General features: G+C 67.0%; 17 protein-coding genes. 11 read left to right on the top strand and 6 right to left on the bottom strand.

Going from position 1 to position 15,188, the window contains the following annotated elements; all coding sequences use genetic code 11:
- The first annotated feature begins 93 nt into the window (after nt 1-93).
- Nucleotides 94-795 (top strand): GntR family transcriptional regulator, encoded by a 702-nt coding sequence (locus ACN6PJ_RS25145; RefSeq protein WP_427998513.1) that lies wholly within the window; start codon nt 94-96, stop codon nt 793-795.
- An 18-nt stretch (nt 796-813) separates the two neighbouring features.
- On the opposite strand, the gene ACN6PJ_RS25140 is transcribed toward ACN6PJ_RS25145, so the two are convergent.
- Nucleotides 814-2,097: an MFS transporter gene (locus tag ACN6PJ_RS25140; RefSeq protein ID WP_427998512.1), complete on the bottom strand. Its 1,284-nt coding sequence runs from the start codon at nt 2,095-2,097 to the stop codon at nt 814-816.
- A 119-nt stretch (nt 2,098-2,216) separates the two neighbouring features.
- Here ACN6PJ_RS25140 and ACN6PJ_RS25135 point away from each other — a divergent pair, with 119 nt between their 5' ends.
- Nucleotides 2,217-2,819 carry a TetR/AcrR family transcriptional regulator gene (locus tag ACN6PJ_RS25135; protein ID WP_427998511.1) on the top strand — a complete coding sequence of 201 codons (603 nt, stop codon included), beginning with the start codon at nt 2,217-2,219 and terminating at the stop codon, nt 2,817-2,819.
- A 174-nt stretch (nt 2,820-2,993) separates the two neighbouring features.
- Complete coding sequence (locus ACN6PJ_RS25130; RefSeq protein WP_427998510.1) at nt 2,994-3,215, top strand: XRE family transcriptional regulator; 222 nt, start codon at nt 2,994-2,996, stop codon at nt 3,213-3,215.
- Nucleotides 3,216-3,346: 131 nt separating this feature from the next.
- Here ACN6PJ_RS25130 and ACN6PJ_RS25125 read toward each other — a convergent pair whose 3' ends face one another.
- Nucleotides 3,347-4,636 (bottom strand): Nramp family divalent metal transporter, encoded by a 1,290-nt coding sequence (locus ACN6PJ_RS25125; protein ID WP_427998509.1) that lies wholly within the window; start codon nt 4,634-4,636, stop codon nt 3,347-3,349.
- Nucleotides 4,637-4,765: 129 nt separating this feature from the next.
- A complete protein-coding gene (locus ACN6PJ_RS25120) occupies nt 4,766-5,191 on the bottom strand; it encodes an OsmC family protein (RefSeq protein ID WP_427998508.1) in 426 nt (141 codons plus the stop codon).
- Between the two features lie 266 nt (nt 5,192-5,457).
- On the opposite strand from ACN6PJ_RS25120, the gene ACN6PJ_RS25115 reads away from it, so the two are divergent.
- The 6 genes from ACN6PJ_RS25115 (at nt 5,458) to ACN6PJ_RS25090 (ending at nt 11,050) form a co-directional block, all read left to right on the top strand.
- Complete coding sequence (locus ACN6PJ_RS25115; protein WP_427998507.1) at nt 5,458-6,612, top strand: ABC transporter substrate-binding protein; 1,155 nt, start codon at nt 5,458-5,460, stop codon at nt 6,610-6,612.
- A 187-nt stretch (nt 6,613-6,799) separates the two neighbouring features.
- On the top strand, nt 6,800-7,723 hold the full coding sequence (ehuB, locus tag ACN6PJ_RS25110) for an ectoine/hydroxyectoine ABC transporter substrate-binding protein EhuB (protein ID WP_427998506.1): 924 nt from the start codon (nt 6,800-6,802) through the stop codon (nt 7,721-7,723).
- Nucleotides 7,724-7,733: 10 nt separating this feature from the next.
- Nucleotides 7,734-8,387 (top strand): ectoine/hydroxyectoine ABC transporter permease subunit EhuC, encoded by a 654-nt coding sequence (gene ehuC / locus ACN6PJ_RS25105; protein ID WP_427998505.1) that lies wholly within the window; start codon nt 7,734-7,736, stop codon nt 8,385-8,387.
- Nucleotides 8,384-9,055: an ectoine/hydroxyectoine ABC transporter permease subunit EhuD gene (gene ehuD / locus ACN6PJ_RS25100; protein ID WP_427998504.1), complete on the top strand. Its 672-nt coding sequence runs from the start codon at nt 8,384-8,386 to the stop codon at nt 9,053-9,055. The genes ehuC and ehuD overlap by 4 nt, the downstream gene beginning before the upstream one ends.
- Nucleotides 9,052-9,822 (top strand): ectoine/hydroxyectoine ABC transporter ATP-binding protein EhuA, encoded by a 771-nt coding sequence (ehuA, locus tag ACN6PJ_RS25095; protein ID WP_427998503.1) that lies wholly within the window; start codon nt 9,052-9,054, stop codon nt 9,820-9,822. Before ehuD ends, ehuA begins: the two co-directional genes overlap by 4 nt.
- Before the next feature lie 115 nt (nt 9,823-9,937).
- Nucleotides 9,938-11,050, top strand: a complete 1,113-nt coding sequence (locus tag ACN6PJ_RS25090; protein ID WP_427998502.1) for an NADH:flavin oxidoreductase/NADH oxidase — start codon at nt 9,938-9,940, stop codon at nt 11,048-11,050.
- A gap of 3 nt (nt 11,051-11,053) precedes the next feature.
- Here the strand turns inward: ACN6PJ_RS25090 and ACN6PJ_RS25085 are convergent, their stop codons facing one another.
- The 3 genes from ACN6PJ_RS25085 to ACN6PJ_RS25075 all read right to left on the bottom strand — a co-directional run bounded on the left by ACN6PJ_RS25085 (nt 11,054) and on the right by ACN6PJ_RS25075 (nt 13,011).
- Nucleotides 11,054-11,704: a dUTP diphosphatase gene (locus ACN6PJ_RS25085; protein ID WP_427998525.1), complete on the bottom strand. Its 651-nt coding sequence runs from the start codon at nt 11,702-11,704 to the stop codon at nt 11,054-11,056.
- Between the two features lie 106 nt (nt 11,705-11,810).
- Nucleotides 11,811-12,359 carry a hypothetical protein gene (locus ACN6PJ_RS25080; protein ID WP_427998501.1) on the bottom strand — a complete coding sequence of 183 codons (549 nt, stop codon included), beginning with the start codon at nt 12,357-12,359 and terminating at the stop codon, nt 11,811-11,813.
- Nucleotides 12,360-12,372: 13 nt separating this feature from the next.
- Nucleotides 12,373-13,011, bottom strand: coding sequence for a DedA family protein (locus ACN6PJ_RS25075; protein WP_427998500.1), 639 nt, complete (start codon nt 13,009-13,011; stop codon nt 12,373-12,375).
- A 106-nt stretch (nt 13,012-13,117) separates the two neighbouring features.
- Here ACN6PJ_RS25075 and ACN6PJ_RS25070 point away from each other — a divergent pair, with 106 nt between their 5' ends.
- The gene (locus ACN6PJ_RS25070) at nt 13,118-14,158 is read left to right on the top strand and encodes a metal-dependent hydrolase (protein WP_427998499.1); all 1,041 of its coding nucleotides are present in this window, start codon (nt 13,118-13,120) and stop codon (nt 14,156-14,158) included.
- Between the two features lie 417 nt (nt 14,159-14,575).
- Nucleotides 14,576-15,187: a fimbrial protein gene (locus ACN6PJ_RS25065; protein WP_427998498.1), complete on the top strand. Its 612-nt coding sequence runs from the start codon at nt 14,576-14,578 to the stop codon at nt 15,185-15,187.
- Nucleotide 15,188 lies beyond the last annotated feature (1 nt).

Genomic DNA, 15,188 nt, shown 5'->3' with positions numbered 1-15,188 from the left:
GTTGCTTGCTCTATGATTGGGTCAGGTTGGTATGCCTTTGGTGTCTGGTATACCAGATACAAAAATAGTCGAATTAGCGAGTGCGAACAACTCATGGCTAACCCTGAAGTGCTGGATCAATCCGTCCCCGATTTGGCTATCAATCACCCCACGCTGCCGGCGGTGGTTGCCGAGAGGCTGCGGCAGCTCATCATCGACGGCACTTTCAAGCCGGGCACCTGGCTGAACGAGCGGGACCTTTGCGAACAGTTGAAGATCTCGCGCACCCCTCTGCGCGAGGCCTACCGCATGCTGGCCTCGGACGGCCTGCTGGCCTTGCAGCCCAAGCGCGGCGCGATGGTGGTCGAGTTATCCGCCGACGACGTCGAGAACATTTTCGACGTGCTGTCGGTGCTGGAAGGGCTGGCGGTGCGCGCCGCCGCCGAGCGCGCGACGGACGCCGAACTGGCGCACATCGCGCAACTGCACGCGCAGATGCGCGAGAACTACGAAAAGCGGGACATCCGCGCGTATTTCGCCGCCAGCATGGGCACCCATATCGCGATCAACCGCGCCGCGCACAATCCGGCGCTCACGCACGCCTACGACAGGCTCAACCTGCAGGTGCAGGCGTTGCGCTACAAATCCAATTTCGACAGCGATGAATGGACGGCGGCGGTGGCCGACCACGAGGCCTTCGTGGAGGCGCTGATGCAGCGCGACGGCGAGCGCGCCGAGGCGCTGATCCGCAAGCACGTGGGCAGCAAGAAAACCTACAACCTGCGCGCGCGGCACGCGGGGGCGCACGGAAGCTGACCCCCGCGGGCGCGCCGTTCAGGCGGGCTGGGGAACCGCGCGCTTCCTGCCTATCATCAGCGCGATGACGGCGGCCGCCAGGCCGGTCGTGCCCGAGATGACGAAGGCCATGAGGTAGCTGCCCTGCGCCTCGCGGATCGCGCCCGCCATCCAGGCGGCGCTCGCGGCGCCGAGCTGATGGCCCGCCACGATCCAGCCGAACACGATGGAGGCGTCGCGTTCGCCGAACGCCTCGGTGGTCAGGCGCAGCGTGGGCGGCACGGTGGCTATCCAGTCCAGGCCGAAGAAGATGGCGAAGATCGACAGGCTATAGAACGAAAAATCGGAATAGGGCAGATAGATCAGCGACAGCCCGCGCAGCCCGTAATAGACGAAAAGCAGCTTGCGCGGATCGTAGCGGTCCGTGAGCCAGCCCGACGCCGTGGTGCCGATCAGGTCGAAAATGCCCATCAGCGCCAGCAGGCCCGCCGCCTGCACTTCGGGCATGCCATGGTCGCCGCAGAGCGCGATGAGGTGCGTGCCGACCAGGCCGTTGGTGGTGAAACCGCAGACGAAGAAAGTGGCGAACAGGAACCAGAATGTGCGGGTCCTGGAGGCCCGCAGCAGGGCGCCGAAGGTAGCCGCCAGCAAGCCGGTGCGCGGTGCGGCGGGCGCTGGCGGGGCATGCGGATCGCTGCCGAACGGGGTCAGCCCCACGCTGGCGGGACGGTCGGGCACCAGCCACCAGGCCAGCGGCACCAGCGCCGCCGCCGCGGCGGCCACCGCCCACACTACCCGGGTCCAGTCGCCGGACGAGGCCAGGGCCGCCAGCGCCGGCAGGAAAACCAGCGTGCCGGTTGCGGAGCTGGCGGTCAGCAGGCCCATCATCACGCCGCGGTGCCGGGTGAACCAGCGGTTGACGACGGTGGCGCCCAGCACCACGGCGACCGCGCCCGAGCCGATCCCCGAGAACACGCCCCATGTCAAGAGCAGGTGCCAGGGCTCGGTCATGTAGGCGCTGGCGGCGCTGGACGCGGCCATCAAGGCCAGGGCTCCGATCAGCACGCGCCGCAGGCCGAAGCGCTCCATCGCCGCCGCCGCGAACGGCCCGACCATGCCGTACAGGAAGATGCCGAGGGCGGCGGAGAACGAAATCGTGCTTCGGCTCCAGCCGAAGGCTTCTTCCAGCGGCACCAGCAGCACGCTGGGCGAGGAACGCAGCCCGGCCGATACCAGGAGTGACAGGAAAACCACCGCGACGACGACAAAAGCGTACTTCTGGCCGGCGCGCCGGAACGGCATGGGAGGGTGGGGTATACTCATGTTACTGACCGGTACGTATGAAGGTTCGTGAATAGTACGTACCGGTCAGTAACATCGTCAAGCGCTTTTTTATGGCGCCCCGATCCGGACGGATCCTCCATCGGAAAAGGAGCCTACGTATGGCCAGCAAGACCGCCGCCTCCCCTCCCGCCGCGAAACCGCCGCTGGCGGCCGACCGCATCCGCAAGACCGCGCGGGAAATGTTCTACCGGGACGGCATCCGCGCCGTGGGCGTGGACGCGATCGTCAACGAGGCCGGGGTGACCAAGCCCAGCCTGTATCGCAGTTTTTCGTCCAAGGACGAGCTGGCTGCCGCATATCTGCGCGATTACGACGCCGAGTTCTGGGCGCGCTTCGACGCCGCCCGCGACGCGCATCCCGGCGATCCGCGGGCCCAGATCCTGGCCTACCTCTCCGGCCTGGGCGAGCGCGCCGTGCAGAGCGGCTACCGGGGCTGCGGCCTGACGAACGCCGCGGTCGAATATCCCGAACCGGACCATCCCGCGCGGATCGTGGCGGTGGCCCACAAGGAAGCGCTGCGTCGCCGCCTGGCGGCCATGGCGGCGGAAATGGGCGCGGCCGATCCGGACGCGCTGGGCGACGGGCTGCTGCTGTTGCTGGAAGGCGCTTTCGTATCCAGCCAACTGTTCGGAGAGGCGGGCCCGGCGGGCCGGGTTGCGCAGATGGCCGACAAGCTGATCGAGGCGCATCTTGCGCATTGAGCGGCGTGCACGAAAATCGTGCATCGCGTAGTGCGGGATGCACCGTTTTTTGGCGTTTGTACCCATTGCGCAACGCACAAAAAAATGCTTGGAGATTTTTATTGCGACGCAGCAAACACGGATCTAAGATGGACTCGTGTTGTTCCACATCGCGCTTTTCTCAAGGAGAGAATCATGAGCGATACCGCAATGAAGAACGCCCGTATGTCGGATGAGCTGGAGCGCTCCCTGATCCGCGACGCCATCGAGGCGGAGAGCCTGTCCGGCCCGCACGGCCGAGGCGGCTGGCGGCGCCTGAAGCTGCGCCTGGTTGCGCTGGGCGGAGCGGTGGGAGAGGTCCTGCACGATATGGACGCGGGCCGGCAGCAGCACCCGGTGGTCTCGGCCTACCACTGAGCCGTTCCTTCGAAGAAAACCCAGGATGCGTCCTGGGTTTTTTTTGCCGCGCGAGAACATGGGTACCGCATCGTGCGGTCGACTTCGACCGCGTATGGCGCGCCGTGGCCGGAATCGCGCCGCAGGGCGGTTCAGACCGCCATGTCGATCAGCAAATAGCCGTCCAGCGCGATGATGCAGGCCGTCGCCGCCATGGCGGCCCAGGCCCAGGCGCCGCGCAGGGCGTAGCGTCCCATCAGGTCCTTGCGGCGGGCCAGCGCCACCAGCGGCCCCAGCGCGAAGGGCAGCGCCAGGCTCAGGATGACCTGGCTCAGCACCAGCAGCCCGTCGGGATCATCCCCGCCCGTGAAGGCCAGCAGGCAAGCAGCCGCGCCGCCCGCGACCAGGCGCGTCATCAGCGCGCGCCGGCGGTCGGACCAGCCGCGGCGGACCTGGAAGCCATTGGACAGGATGCGGCCGGCCAGCACGCCGGTCAGCGTGGAGCTTTGCCCCGCCGCGTACAGCGCCACCGCGAACACGATCGCCGCGCCGACTCCCAGCGTGCTGCCGATCACCGCATGGGCATCGTCCAGGCTGGACACGATGAGGCCGGAGCCCGACAGGGACGCCGCCGCCACGATCATGATCGCCGCGTTGATCAGCATGGCCACGCCCAGCGACACGATGGTGTCGTTGCGCGCCACTCGCATGGCGAGGCCGCGGGCCGTAGGCGGCAACTGCCGCGCGCGCTGCGCGAGCGAGCCTGAATGCAGGTACAGATTGTGCGGCATGAGGGTTGCCCCCAGGATGCCCAGGGCAATCAGGAAACCCTGCGGATCGCGCAGCGCATCGCCCGTCCGCGTGACGCCGTGCGCCACCTCCGTCCAGGCCGGATTGGCCTTGAACAACAGGAACACGAACGACATCGCGACGACCGACAGCAGCAGGGCGATGACGCGTTCGTGCCGGTCGGCGTTGCCGCGCGCGAGCGCCAGCACGGCGAAGGTGCCGACGCCGGTGACGGCGACGCCGGCGATCAGCGGCAGGCCGAAAAGCAGCCGCAAGGCGATGGCGCCGCCGACGAGCTCCGCCAGCGCCGTGGCCAGGATGGCGGCTTCGCCCGCCAGCCAGGCCGCCTTGGACAGGCGGGGCGAAAGATGGCGCGCCGTGAGCGTGGCCAGGTCCTGGCCGGTGGCCAGCGCCAGGCGCGACACCAGGATCTGGAAACCGAGCGCGAGGAAGGCGGACACGATGACGACCATCAGCAGGCCGTAGCCGAAGCCGCTGCCGCCGGCGATATCCGTGGCCCAGTTGCCCGGATCGATGTATCCCACGGCCACGAGCAGCCCGGATCCGATCATGCGGCGCAGGTTGGCCGACACCTGGACGTCTTGCGCCAGGACGCTATTGCCGCCCGATATCGCGTAGATGAAACGTGTCATGACCACTCCTGAGAATGATTCTCATTGTCTAGAAGCGATCGGTATCCGTCAAATTGATTTTGGGCAAGGGCAGGATAGGGCGGCCCAATGGCTCCGTCCCCGCGGGACGGGCCCCGGGCCGGGAGGAGGTCAGGATTTGAGCTTGGCGTCCATCGATATCCTGGCGTTGAGCACCTTGGATACCGGGCAGCCCTTTTCCGCCTTGCGGGCGGCGTCCTCGAAGGCCTGGGCGCTGGCGCCGGGAATGACGGCTTCCACGGTCAGATGGACGGCCGTGATCGAAAAGCCGTCTTCCACCTTGTCCAGCGTGACCTCGGCCTTGGTGTCCAGGCTTTGGGCCACCATGCCGGCTTCGGCCAGGATATTGGAGAGCGCCATGGTGAAGCAGCCGGCGTGCGCCGCGCCCAGCAGTTCCTCGGGATTGGTGCCGGGAGTGTCGCCGAAGCGGGTGTTGAAACCGTAGGGCTGGTCTTTGAGCGCGCCGCTTTGCGTGGAGATCGTGCCCTTGCCGGTCTTCAGATCGCCCGACCAGGCGGCGGATGCGGTTTTTTTCATGCTTGACTCCTGTAAGGGGCCCGCGCCCGTCGCGAGCGCGTCCGGTGATGGAGAGCGGGCCGCCGGAGTAGCGGCGCGCGTTGCCTCGGGGGCATCGTCGATGATACGGCGGGCGCGCGTCCCCGGCGCGGAAACGGCTCGCTCGCAACGGCAAGCCGATGTAACGGCGGGCGGAAAGGGCTCCGGATTGCGGCGCGTCGAAGAGTTGCGGGATGACATGAGGCAGAATACGGGCATCCCCTTCAAATCCTCTGAGAACCGTAGTCATGTCTCTCGATCTTCTCCGCTGCGCCTGCGCCGTCGCGCTGGCCGTTCCCATCTTTTCCGCCCAGGCCGAAGTCGTCATCGGCGTGGACGTGTCCACGACCGGCCCGGCCGCCTCGATCGGCATCCAGACCAACAACGCGATCCGCCTGTGGCCCGCGACGCTGGGCGGCGAGCCGGCCCGCTACGTGGTCCTGGACGATGGCACGGACGTCAGCCGCGCAGTGAAGAACATGCGCAAGCTCACCTCGGAGGACAAGGTCGACGCCATCGTCGGGCCCAACACGACCGCCGCCGCGCTGGCCGGCCTGGACGTGCTGGCCGAAACCAAGACCCCCATGATCGCGTTGGCGGCTTCCAGTGTCATCGTCGAGCCGCTTTCGGACCCGAAGCGCGCCTGGGCGTTCAAGATGCCGCAGAATGATTCGCTGATGGCGACGGTCCTGGTCGAAGACATGAAGAAGAAGGGCCTGAAGAACGTGGCCTTCATCGGCTTTGCGGATTCCTACGGCGACAGCTGGTGGAAGGAGTTCAGCGCAGCCGCCGGTTCCGACCTGAAGATCGTCGCGCAGGAGCGCTTCCAGCGCACCGACGCTTCGGTGGTCGGGCAGGTGCTGAAGGTTATCGCCGCCAAGCCGGACGCGGTGCTGATCGCGGGGGCGGGCACGCCCTCGGCCCTGCCGCAGAAGACGCTGCTTGAGCGCGGCTATACCGGGGCGGTCTACCAGACCCACGGCATCGGCACGCTGGAATTCCTGCAGGTCGGCGGGCCGGACGTGGAAGGCACGCTGTTCCCCACGGGGCCCGGCGTGGTCGCCCGCGAGCTGCCGGACGACAATCCGGTCAAGAAGGTCGCCGTGGCGTTCGCGGACAAGTACGAAGCCCAGTACGGCGCGCACACGCTGACGCAGTTCGCGGGGGATGCCTACGGGGCCTGGATGCTGCTGGACTCGGCCGTTGCCCGCGCGCTGAAGACGGGCGCCAGGCCCGGCACCCCGGAATTCCGCGCCGCGCTGCGCGACGCCCTGGAGAACACCCGGGACCTGGTCGTGCCCAACGGGGTATTGAACATTTCCAAGGACAACCACCAGGGTTTCGACGAGCGGGCCCGGGTCATGGGCATCGTCAAGAACGGGCGGTTCTCGTACGCGCAATAGGGGTGGAGGCGGCGCGTCATGCCCACCAACCCTTGGTAACGTGTCCTAACGCCCCATAGGGGCGGACAAAGGGAAAGCAGGCCGCGGCCTGCTTTTTTTCGGCCATATCATTAGTGCCGAAATGATTTATTGTCGTATCATTTTTAGTGAATCCATGTACCTAGAAATAAATTAGGGAGAAATGCCCATGAATCCGTCCTTGACCCTGACCCGATCCCGACGTTTCCTGCTCGCGCTGAGCTTGGGCGTGCTGGCCGCCTGTTCCGACTCGGGATCGGACAAGCCCGCCCCGGCGGCGGCGAATGCGCCGGCGGGCGGGTCCACGCTGGAAGCCGCCAAGGCCGCGGGCAAGATACGCATCGGCTACGCCAACGAGGCGCCGTTCGCCTATATGGATAGCAAGGAAGCCAAGGTCACGGGCGAATCCGTGGAGATCGCGCGGGTGGTGCTCAAGCGCATGGGCATCAACGAGGTGGAGGGTGTCCTGACCGAGTTCGGCTCCCTCATTCCCGGCCTGCAGGCCAAGCGTTTCGACATCATCGCGGCGGGCATGTACGTCACGCCCGAACGCTGCCAGCAAGTGGCGTTCTCCGATCCCACCTACGGCGTGGGCCAGTCGTTCCTCGTCAAGCAGGGCAATCCCAAGAACCTGCACAGCTACGAAGACGTGGTGAAGAATCCCGACGCCAGGCTGGGCGTGGTGGTGGGCGCGATCGAGGCCGAGTACGCCTCCAAGTCCAAGGTTCCCGCGGGGCAGGTGGTGGTGTTCCCGGACGCGGTCAGCGCCTTGTCCGGCATCCAGGCGGGGCGCGCCGATGCGTATGCGGCCACCGCGCTCACGGTCAACGACCTGATGGGCAAGACCAGCCAGGCCAGCGGCCTGGAGAAGGCGGAGCCCTTCACCGACCCGGTCATTGACGGCAAGAGCGTGCGCGGCTACGGCGCCTACGCATTCCGCACCGACGACAAGGCCTTCGCCGACGCGTTCAATGCCGAACTCGCCAAGTTCATCGGCACGGAAGAACACCAGAAACTGGTGGCGCCGTTCGGTTTCACGCCGCAGGAACTGCCCAAGGGAGTCACCGCCGCCCAGCTGTGCGCCGGCAAGTAAGGGGGCGCCGATGCAGCTGATATCCGAGCATTTCGCCGAGCTGGCGCCGCCGCTGCTCGAAGGCCTGGGCGTTACGCTCCAGGTCCTGGCGGGCGCGGTGGTGCTGGCCGTTCCGCTGGCGCTTGTGGCGGGCATCTGCCGTCTGTCCTCGCTGCGTCCCGTGCGCTGGATCGCGTCGATCTATGTGGAGGTGTTCCGCGGCACGTCTGCGCTGGTGCAGCTTTTCTGGTTTTATTTCGTGCTGCCGCTGTTCGGGGTGCAACTGCCGGCCATGCTGGTGGGCATCGTGGTGCTGGCGCTGAACGCAGGCGCCTACGGCGCCGAAGTGGTGCGCGGCGCGATCCGCGCGGTGCCGCCCGGCCAGCGCGAGGCGGGGATCGCCCTGAATCTCACGCGCGGGCAGATCATGCGCCGCATCGTCGTGCCGCAGGCCGTGCCGGCCATGCTGCCGCCCGCCGGCAATCTGCTGATCGAATTGCTGAAGAACACCGCGCTGGTGTCCCTGGTCACCATTACCGACCTGACGTTCCGGGGCCAGCTGCTGCGCAGCGAGACCCTGCGCACCACCGAGATCTTCACCCTGATGCTGCTGCTGTACTTCGTGGTGGCCTTGCTGATCACGGCCGGAGTGCGGCTGCTTGAACGGAGGGTGAGGGTCCGATGACGCCGATATTCGACTGGTCTTTCGCCCTGGAAATCCTGCCCACGCTGGGCTCCGCGCTGATCGTCACGATCCAGGCCACGCTGCTGGGCATGCTGGTCGCCGTCACCCTGGGCCTGGTGCTGGCGATGCTGCGGCGCTCGCGGCTGAGCATCGTGTCGCTGCCCACGGCTTTCGTGATCGAGTTCGTGCGCAGCACGCCTTTGCTGGTGCAGATGTATTTTCTGTTCTACGTCCTGCCGCTGACCGGCGTGCGCATGTCCCCCCTGGCCACCGGCATCATCGCGCTGGGCCTGCACTACGCGACCTACTGCGCGGAGGTCTACCGCGCGGGCATCGAGGCGGTGCCGCGCGGCCAATGGGAGGCCGCCACCGCGCTGAACCTGTCGCGCTGGCGCACGGCGGTCGACGTGGTGCTGCCGCAGGCCATCCCGCCCGTGGTGCCGGCGCTGGGCAACTACCTGGTGGCCATGTTCAAGGACACGCCCCTGCTGTCCGCGATCACCGTGGTGGAACTGCTGCAGCAAAGCAAGATGATCGGGTCCACGACATTCCGCTACACCGAGCCCCTGACCCTCGTGGGTTTGCTGTTCCTGGCGCTGAGCCTGGTGGCGGCCTGGGGCGTGCGAGGCCTGGAGGCCCGCCTGCAACGATATGGAGGAAAGCGATGAGCGCCAGCGTAAGCATCAAAAACCTGCGCAAGCAATACGGCGACCTGGAGGTGCTGCGCGGCATCAACCTGGAAATACCCGCTGGCCAGACCGTGGCCGTGATCGGCCCCTCGGGCTCGGGCAAGTCCACGCTGCTGCGCGTGCTGATGACGCTGGACCGTCCCAGCAGCGGCGATATCGAGATCGACGGCGTGCCGATGTGGACCGACGCGCAGGGCCGGCCCGCCGGCCCCAATTCCGAGCACTTGCGCAAGGTGCGCGGCAAGATCGGCATGGTGTTCCAGCACTTCAATCTGTTTCCCCACATGACGGCGCTGGGCAACGCCATGGAAGCGCCGATGCGCGTGCTGGGCATGTCGCGCGCCCAGGCCCGGGAACGGGCCGTGGAGTACCTGGAAATGGTCGGCCTGGGCGAAAAGCTGGACGTCTACCCGGCGCAGCTGTCCGGCGGCCAGAAGCAGCGGGTGGGCATTGCGAGGGCGCTGGCCATGTGCCCGGACATCATGCTGTTCGACGAAGTGACCTCGGCGCTGGACCCGGAATTGGTAGGGGGTATCCTGCAGATCCTGCGCGATCTGTCGGCGCGGCGCAGCATGACGATGATCATCGTGACCCACCAGATGAAGTTCGCCGAGCGCAGCTCGGACCGCACGCTGTTCTTCGACGAGGGCAATATCGTCGAGGATGCCGAGTCGTCCGTGCTGTTCAGCCAGCCCAAGGAGGAGCGCACGCGCCAGTTCCTGGATTGCGTGATCGAAGGCCAATAGACGTCGTGACCGCGGCGCCCGGCAGGGTTTGACCCTGCCGGGCGCGTTGGGATTCGCGCCGCGCGCGCGCCGCGGGCGCTATGCTGTGGCATCCAATGCCATGGAGGCTTCCAGCATGACCCATCTTTTCAGTCCCATCCCGATCGGCAATCTCGAACTGGCCAACCGCATCGTCATCGCGCCCATGTGCGAATACTCGGCGGAAGAGGGCCGGGCCACCGATTGGCACATGATCCACCTGGGACACCTGGCCTTGTCGGGCGCCGGGCTGCTGTTCACCGAGGCCACGGCGGTGGAGCCGGATGGGCGCATTTCGCCGGGGGACCTCGGCCTGTGGTCCGACGAGACCGAACGGGCGCTGGGCCGCGTCGTGCAGGCCGTGCGCCGCTACTCGCCCATCAAGCTGGGCATCCAGCTTGGCCACGCCGGCCGCAAGGCCTCCAGCGACGCGTCCTGGAACGGAGGCCAGTTGGTGCCGGCCAGCGAAGGCGGATGGCAGGGCTGGGCGCCTTCGGCGGTGCCGCACAACGCGTCAGAACCGCCGCCGCGCGCGCTGGACGAGGCCGGCCTGGCGCGGGTGCGCGACGCCTTCGCCGATAGCGCCCGCCGCGCAATCCGCCTGGGCTTCGACGCGATCGAGCTGCATGCCGCGCACGGCTATCTGCTGCACCAGTTCCTGTCGCCGCTGGCGAACCGGCGCGAGGACGCCTACGGCGGCTCGCTTGAGAACCGCATGCGTTTCCCTCTGGAAGTGTTCCAGGCGCTGCGCGAGGTCGTGCCGCCGTCGGTCACGCTGGGAGTGCGGGTGTCCGCGACCGACTGGGTGGATGGCGGCTGGGACCTGGCGCAGACGCTGGTTTTCGCGCAGGCCTTGAAAGACCGCGGCTGTGAATTCATCGACGTGTCCAGCGGCGGCGTGTCGTCGCAGCAGAAGATTCCCGTCGGGCCGAACTACCAGGTGCCTTTCGCCGACGAGATCAAGCGCAAGGTGGGCATGCCCACCATCGCCGTGGGGCTGATCACCGAGGCCCAGCAGGCCGAGGACATCCTGGCGCGGGGCGAGGCGGACATGGTCGCGCTGGCGCGCGGCATGCTATACGACCCCCGCTGGCCCTGGCATGCCGCGGCCCAGCTGGGCGGGCAGGTGGCCGCGCCGCGCCAGTACTGGCGTTCGCAGCCGCGCGAACACAAGGCCCTGTTCGGCGAAACGCGCTTCGGCCAGCGCTAGGGGCTACAGCCGGCCGTAGGCTTCTTCGAGCTGCGCCTGGAGCCGGTCGGCGAAGTCGGCCTGGGCCGGATCCAGCGCCGACATCAGGCGGGCCAGCACGACGTTGTCTTCTTCGCCGTTCCAGATTTTGACGTACGTGCCTTCCTTGTAGCCGTGCCGCTGGCGGAAGATGTTCAGCACGTTCTTGGAAACGTATTGGGTATAGGCGTCGTTCCAGCTCATTTCGCAGGCCGTCATGGCGCGTTCCAGCACCTTGAAGCTGGCGCGGCCGCATACCGCCAGGCCGCCGATCAGTTCCAGCAGCTCGGGCACGGTCAGCGAGCCCAGCGCATAGGCCTTGCCGTCGAGCGTAATCGAGGCGGGCGCCGCCAGGTCGGCGACCAGCGCCTCGGCGGCGCCGGCGGTGCTGCCGCCGGCCGCGACGATGGTGTGGGACAGGTAGAAATGCAGGATGTCCACCAGTTCCATCTGCACCTGTGGCAGGTCGATGGTCTGTTTCTTCCACCATTTCCAGCCGTGGTGCTCCAGCGCTTCGGCCGATTCGACGAAGGCGGCGCGCAGGAACCGGGCCCCGCCATTGACCCAGTCCGGATTGATCATGGTGTTCAAGTGGTCCTGCAACTTGAGCATCGTGGCCGCCTGGGCCTGGTTCAATCCGACAACGTTATTCACTTTCACTCCGGGGTTCGTGGGTCTTTGCGACAGCGGCGGAAATGTTAGCACCATTGCCTGCGGGCGCCTGGGCGCCCGGCGGGCGGCGTCAGGCGCCGCCGTCCTTGCGATGGGACGATGGCTTCAGCGGAGGCAGTTTTCCCAACGGCGTCTTGCGCGGGTTGCGCGCGCTGCCGGCCGCCTTGAACAGCATGAACGCGAAGAACGCCAGGAAAATGGCGGGCATCAGTTCGTCCAGATCGAACCGGGGGGTGCGCAGGACTTCGAAGACGATGCGTGCCGCGGCCCAGCCGGCCAGCGCGCCGGCCACCGTCAGGATGATGCCGATCTTGCGCCGCCGGGCCCGGTCCGCCAGCGATACAGCGGCGGCGTCTTCCTGGTCCGCGGCCGGCGCGGCGGGCGCCGCGGAGCCGGACCGGGAGGGCGGGGGCTGCTGCGCGGACTTGCCCCAGGGGGCGGTGGACAGCGATTCGGAAGATGGGGATGGCGCGGGGACGGGGAGCGCGGCGGGCTCGGCGGCCCGCCGCGAGGTCTCGCGCTTGGAAGGGACCCTGCCGGGCGTGGCCCCGCCCGCGCGCGTCAGGTTTTCGATATAGCGCGCGAAATCGCCGTCTTTCGGTTCCGCATCTATGGCCATTCCCTTCTCCGGTTCAGTTGCCGCGGCGTTGCCTCGCCGGCATGCGGCGCTTGCGCAGCATGGCGATCAGCAGACCGCATCCTAGCAGCACGGAGAGCCCCGCGCCGATCATCATGGCGATCTGTTGCGCATTGTCCGCCGCGCCCAGGCTGCGCGCGGTGACGTAGCCCGGCGCCAGCATCAGCGGCAGCCACAGGACGGCGGACGCGACGTTGGCCAGCTGGAAGCGGGCGTGCGCCATGCCCATGACCCCGGCGACGGTGGGGATGGTGGAGCGGATGGGGCCCAGAAAGCGGCCGATCAGCACGGAAGCGAAGCCATAGCGGTAGAAGAACAGGCGCGCGCGCGCCACGCCGGTGCGCTGCTGCTTGAGCGGCCAGCGGCGCAGCACGCCCGGCCCCGCCCAGCGGCCCAGCCAATAGGACAGCGCATCGCCGACGACGGCGCCGGCGATGCCCCAGGCCAGGACGCTCCAGGGGCTGAGGGTGCCGGCGCCGATCAGCCCCCCGGTCAGCAGCATCAAGGCCGTGGCCGGGATGAACAGCCCCACCAGCACCATCGACTCGCCCAGGGTCAGCAGAAAGGTGATCGGCCCCGCCCACGCCTGGTTGGTTTCGATGAACAAGGCAATCTTGTCGACGTATTGGTCCATAAGCAGAAAGTTGAAAATCAGCTGAATGCAATCAGGTATCTTAACGCCTGCATGGGCGGCCGCGCAGGGCGTAGTCCGTCCGGTTGAAGCTTATCGACGGGGAATTATGGATTCGGTTACGCAGGCGGTGCTGGGGGCGGGGATACAGGGGGCGTTGATGGGGCGCTTCCAGGGGCGGCGGGCGCTGATTTACGGCGCGGCGCTGGCCACGGTGCCGGACCTGGACGTATTGATGAGCTATCCGGATCCGGTGTCGCTCATGACCTACCACCGTGGGTTTTCGCATTCGGTCTTCGTCCTGACCGGCCTGGCGGCCCTGCTGGCGTGGCTGATCCGCAAGTATTGGCCGCAGGCGCCCTATGGCGGGCGGCGGTTGTTCCTGACGTTGTGGCTGGTGCTGGTGACCCATCCCGTGCTGGACGCCTTCACCGTCTACGGCACGCAGCTCTTCTGGCCGCTGGCCCGCATTCCTGAAAGCTGGTCGGCCGTCTTCATCATCGATCCGCTCTACACCGTGCCGCTCCTGGCGGCGGTACTGTTCGCCATCGCCTGGGGGATGACGGTGACCGCGCGCCGCCTGCTGGCCGCCGCGCTGGTCTTCAGCACGGCTTACCTGGGTTTCGGGCTGGCGGGGAGGGTGGCCGCCGAACATCGCGTGCGCGATGCAATGCGGACGCAAGGCATCGCGGTCACCGAGCTGCGCGCGGTATCCATGCCCTTCAATACGCTGGTGTGGCGCGTCATCGCCAAGACGGCGGATGGCCATTATTACGAAGCGGTCAGCAGCCTGTTCGACCGGGATCCGCCGGAATGGCTGCGCCAGCCGCTGAACCTGGACGTGGGCCGGGCGCTGGCGGGCGTGCCGCTGCACGAGCGGCTGCGCTGGTTCACGGATGACTGGTTGCGCTATGACGCCATCGGCGACGCGCTGGTGGTGACGGACCTGCGCATGGGCCTGGCGGGGCATTACACCTTTCGCTTCAAGATGGCCGAGCGAGCGGCCGGCGGGGCCTGGACGCCAGTGACTCCATCGAGCTGGCCCACCGAGCGTGGCGGATGGGCTGAGTTCAAGCTGGTGCTGGCGCGCATCCTGCATGAGCAGCCGCCGCTGCCGCTCGCCCAATGGTCGGAACAGGCTCTGCGCTAAGACTCCGGCCGCACAGCGGCCGCCCACCATCACTCCGCGATCAGCCAGGCGGCGCCGTACAGGCGCCGTTTTTTTTTGCGCCCGCTCGCCCGCGATCCGATGGCGCGGGCCGGCCCGCGCCCGGCATTCGAGCGGTGTGGATTGATACGGGCGTTTCAATGTGACCGAACAATTTACAAAGATTTATCAATTGTCGAACTACTACTAACGTGATTTGGTCGCGTTTCTAAAGACCTGGCCAGGGGGCGACCCATACAGTATGCACACCTCTGGAACCCGCATATGGCCAGCGCGCCGTGGGCGTATTCCAGAGCCGCGGCGTTTCGCCGTCCGGGTCTCCGTTCGCTCGCCGCGGGCACGCGGTCGGCCTCGCATTGCCGAGGCCGGCCCTATCCACTCCAACTCAGGAATCGCAATATGAAACGCAGTATCCTCGCCTCCTTCATCTCTTCGGGCGCGCTCATCGCCGCCCTGGCGCCATCGATTTCGCAAGCCCAGGCGTTCGACGGCCAGGTCCGCTTCATCGGCAAGGTTTCTGCCGTCACGTGCAAGGTCAACGGCAAAGACGCGGGCCTGGGGAACATCAAGGACGTCAACCTCGGCCCCCACGACCCGACCGCGTTCGCCAACTTGGACAAGGGCGCCATGCTCACCGCCAGCGAGAAGCCGTTCAGCATCGAGCTGAGCGACTGCAGCGCCAAGGGGACGGCCGCCATCGCGTTCGACCAGGTGTCCACCACCATCAACAAGGATTCCGGCAACCTGAAGATCAACACCACCCTGCCGGCGACCGGCATCGAAATCGGCATCTGGAACGCGGGCAACAGCAAGACCAACAAGGTCGTGCTGGGCAAGGCGCAGGATCCGGGCGACGTGCAGACCGTCTCGTGGGATCCGACCGCCGCAACGCCTACCAATGGCGGTTCGCTGGACTTCAAGGCCGCCTACATCAAGGTGGTGGACAAGGCCGTCACGGTCGGCTCGGGTAGCGCCGGTTCGGACATCGGCTTCATCGTCGCCTACCAGTAAC

It is taken from the genome of Achromobacter sp. (genome assembly GCF_050285585.1).
GTDB lineage: Bacteria > Pseudomonadota > Gammaproteobacteria > Burkholderiales > Burkholderiaceae_B > Achromobacter.
The sequence above is the reverse complement of the archived record's forward strand: the minus strand, read 5'-3'. Positions and strand labels throughout refer to the sequence as shown.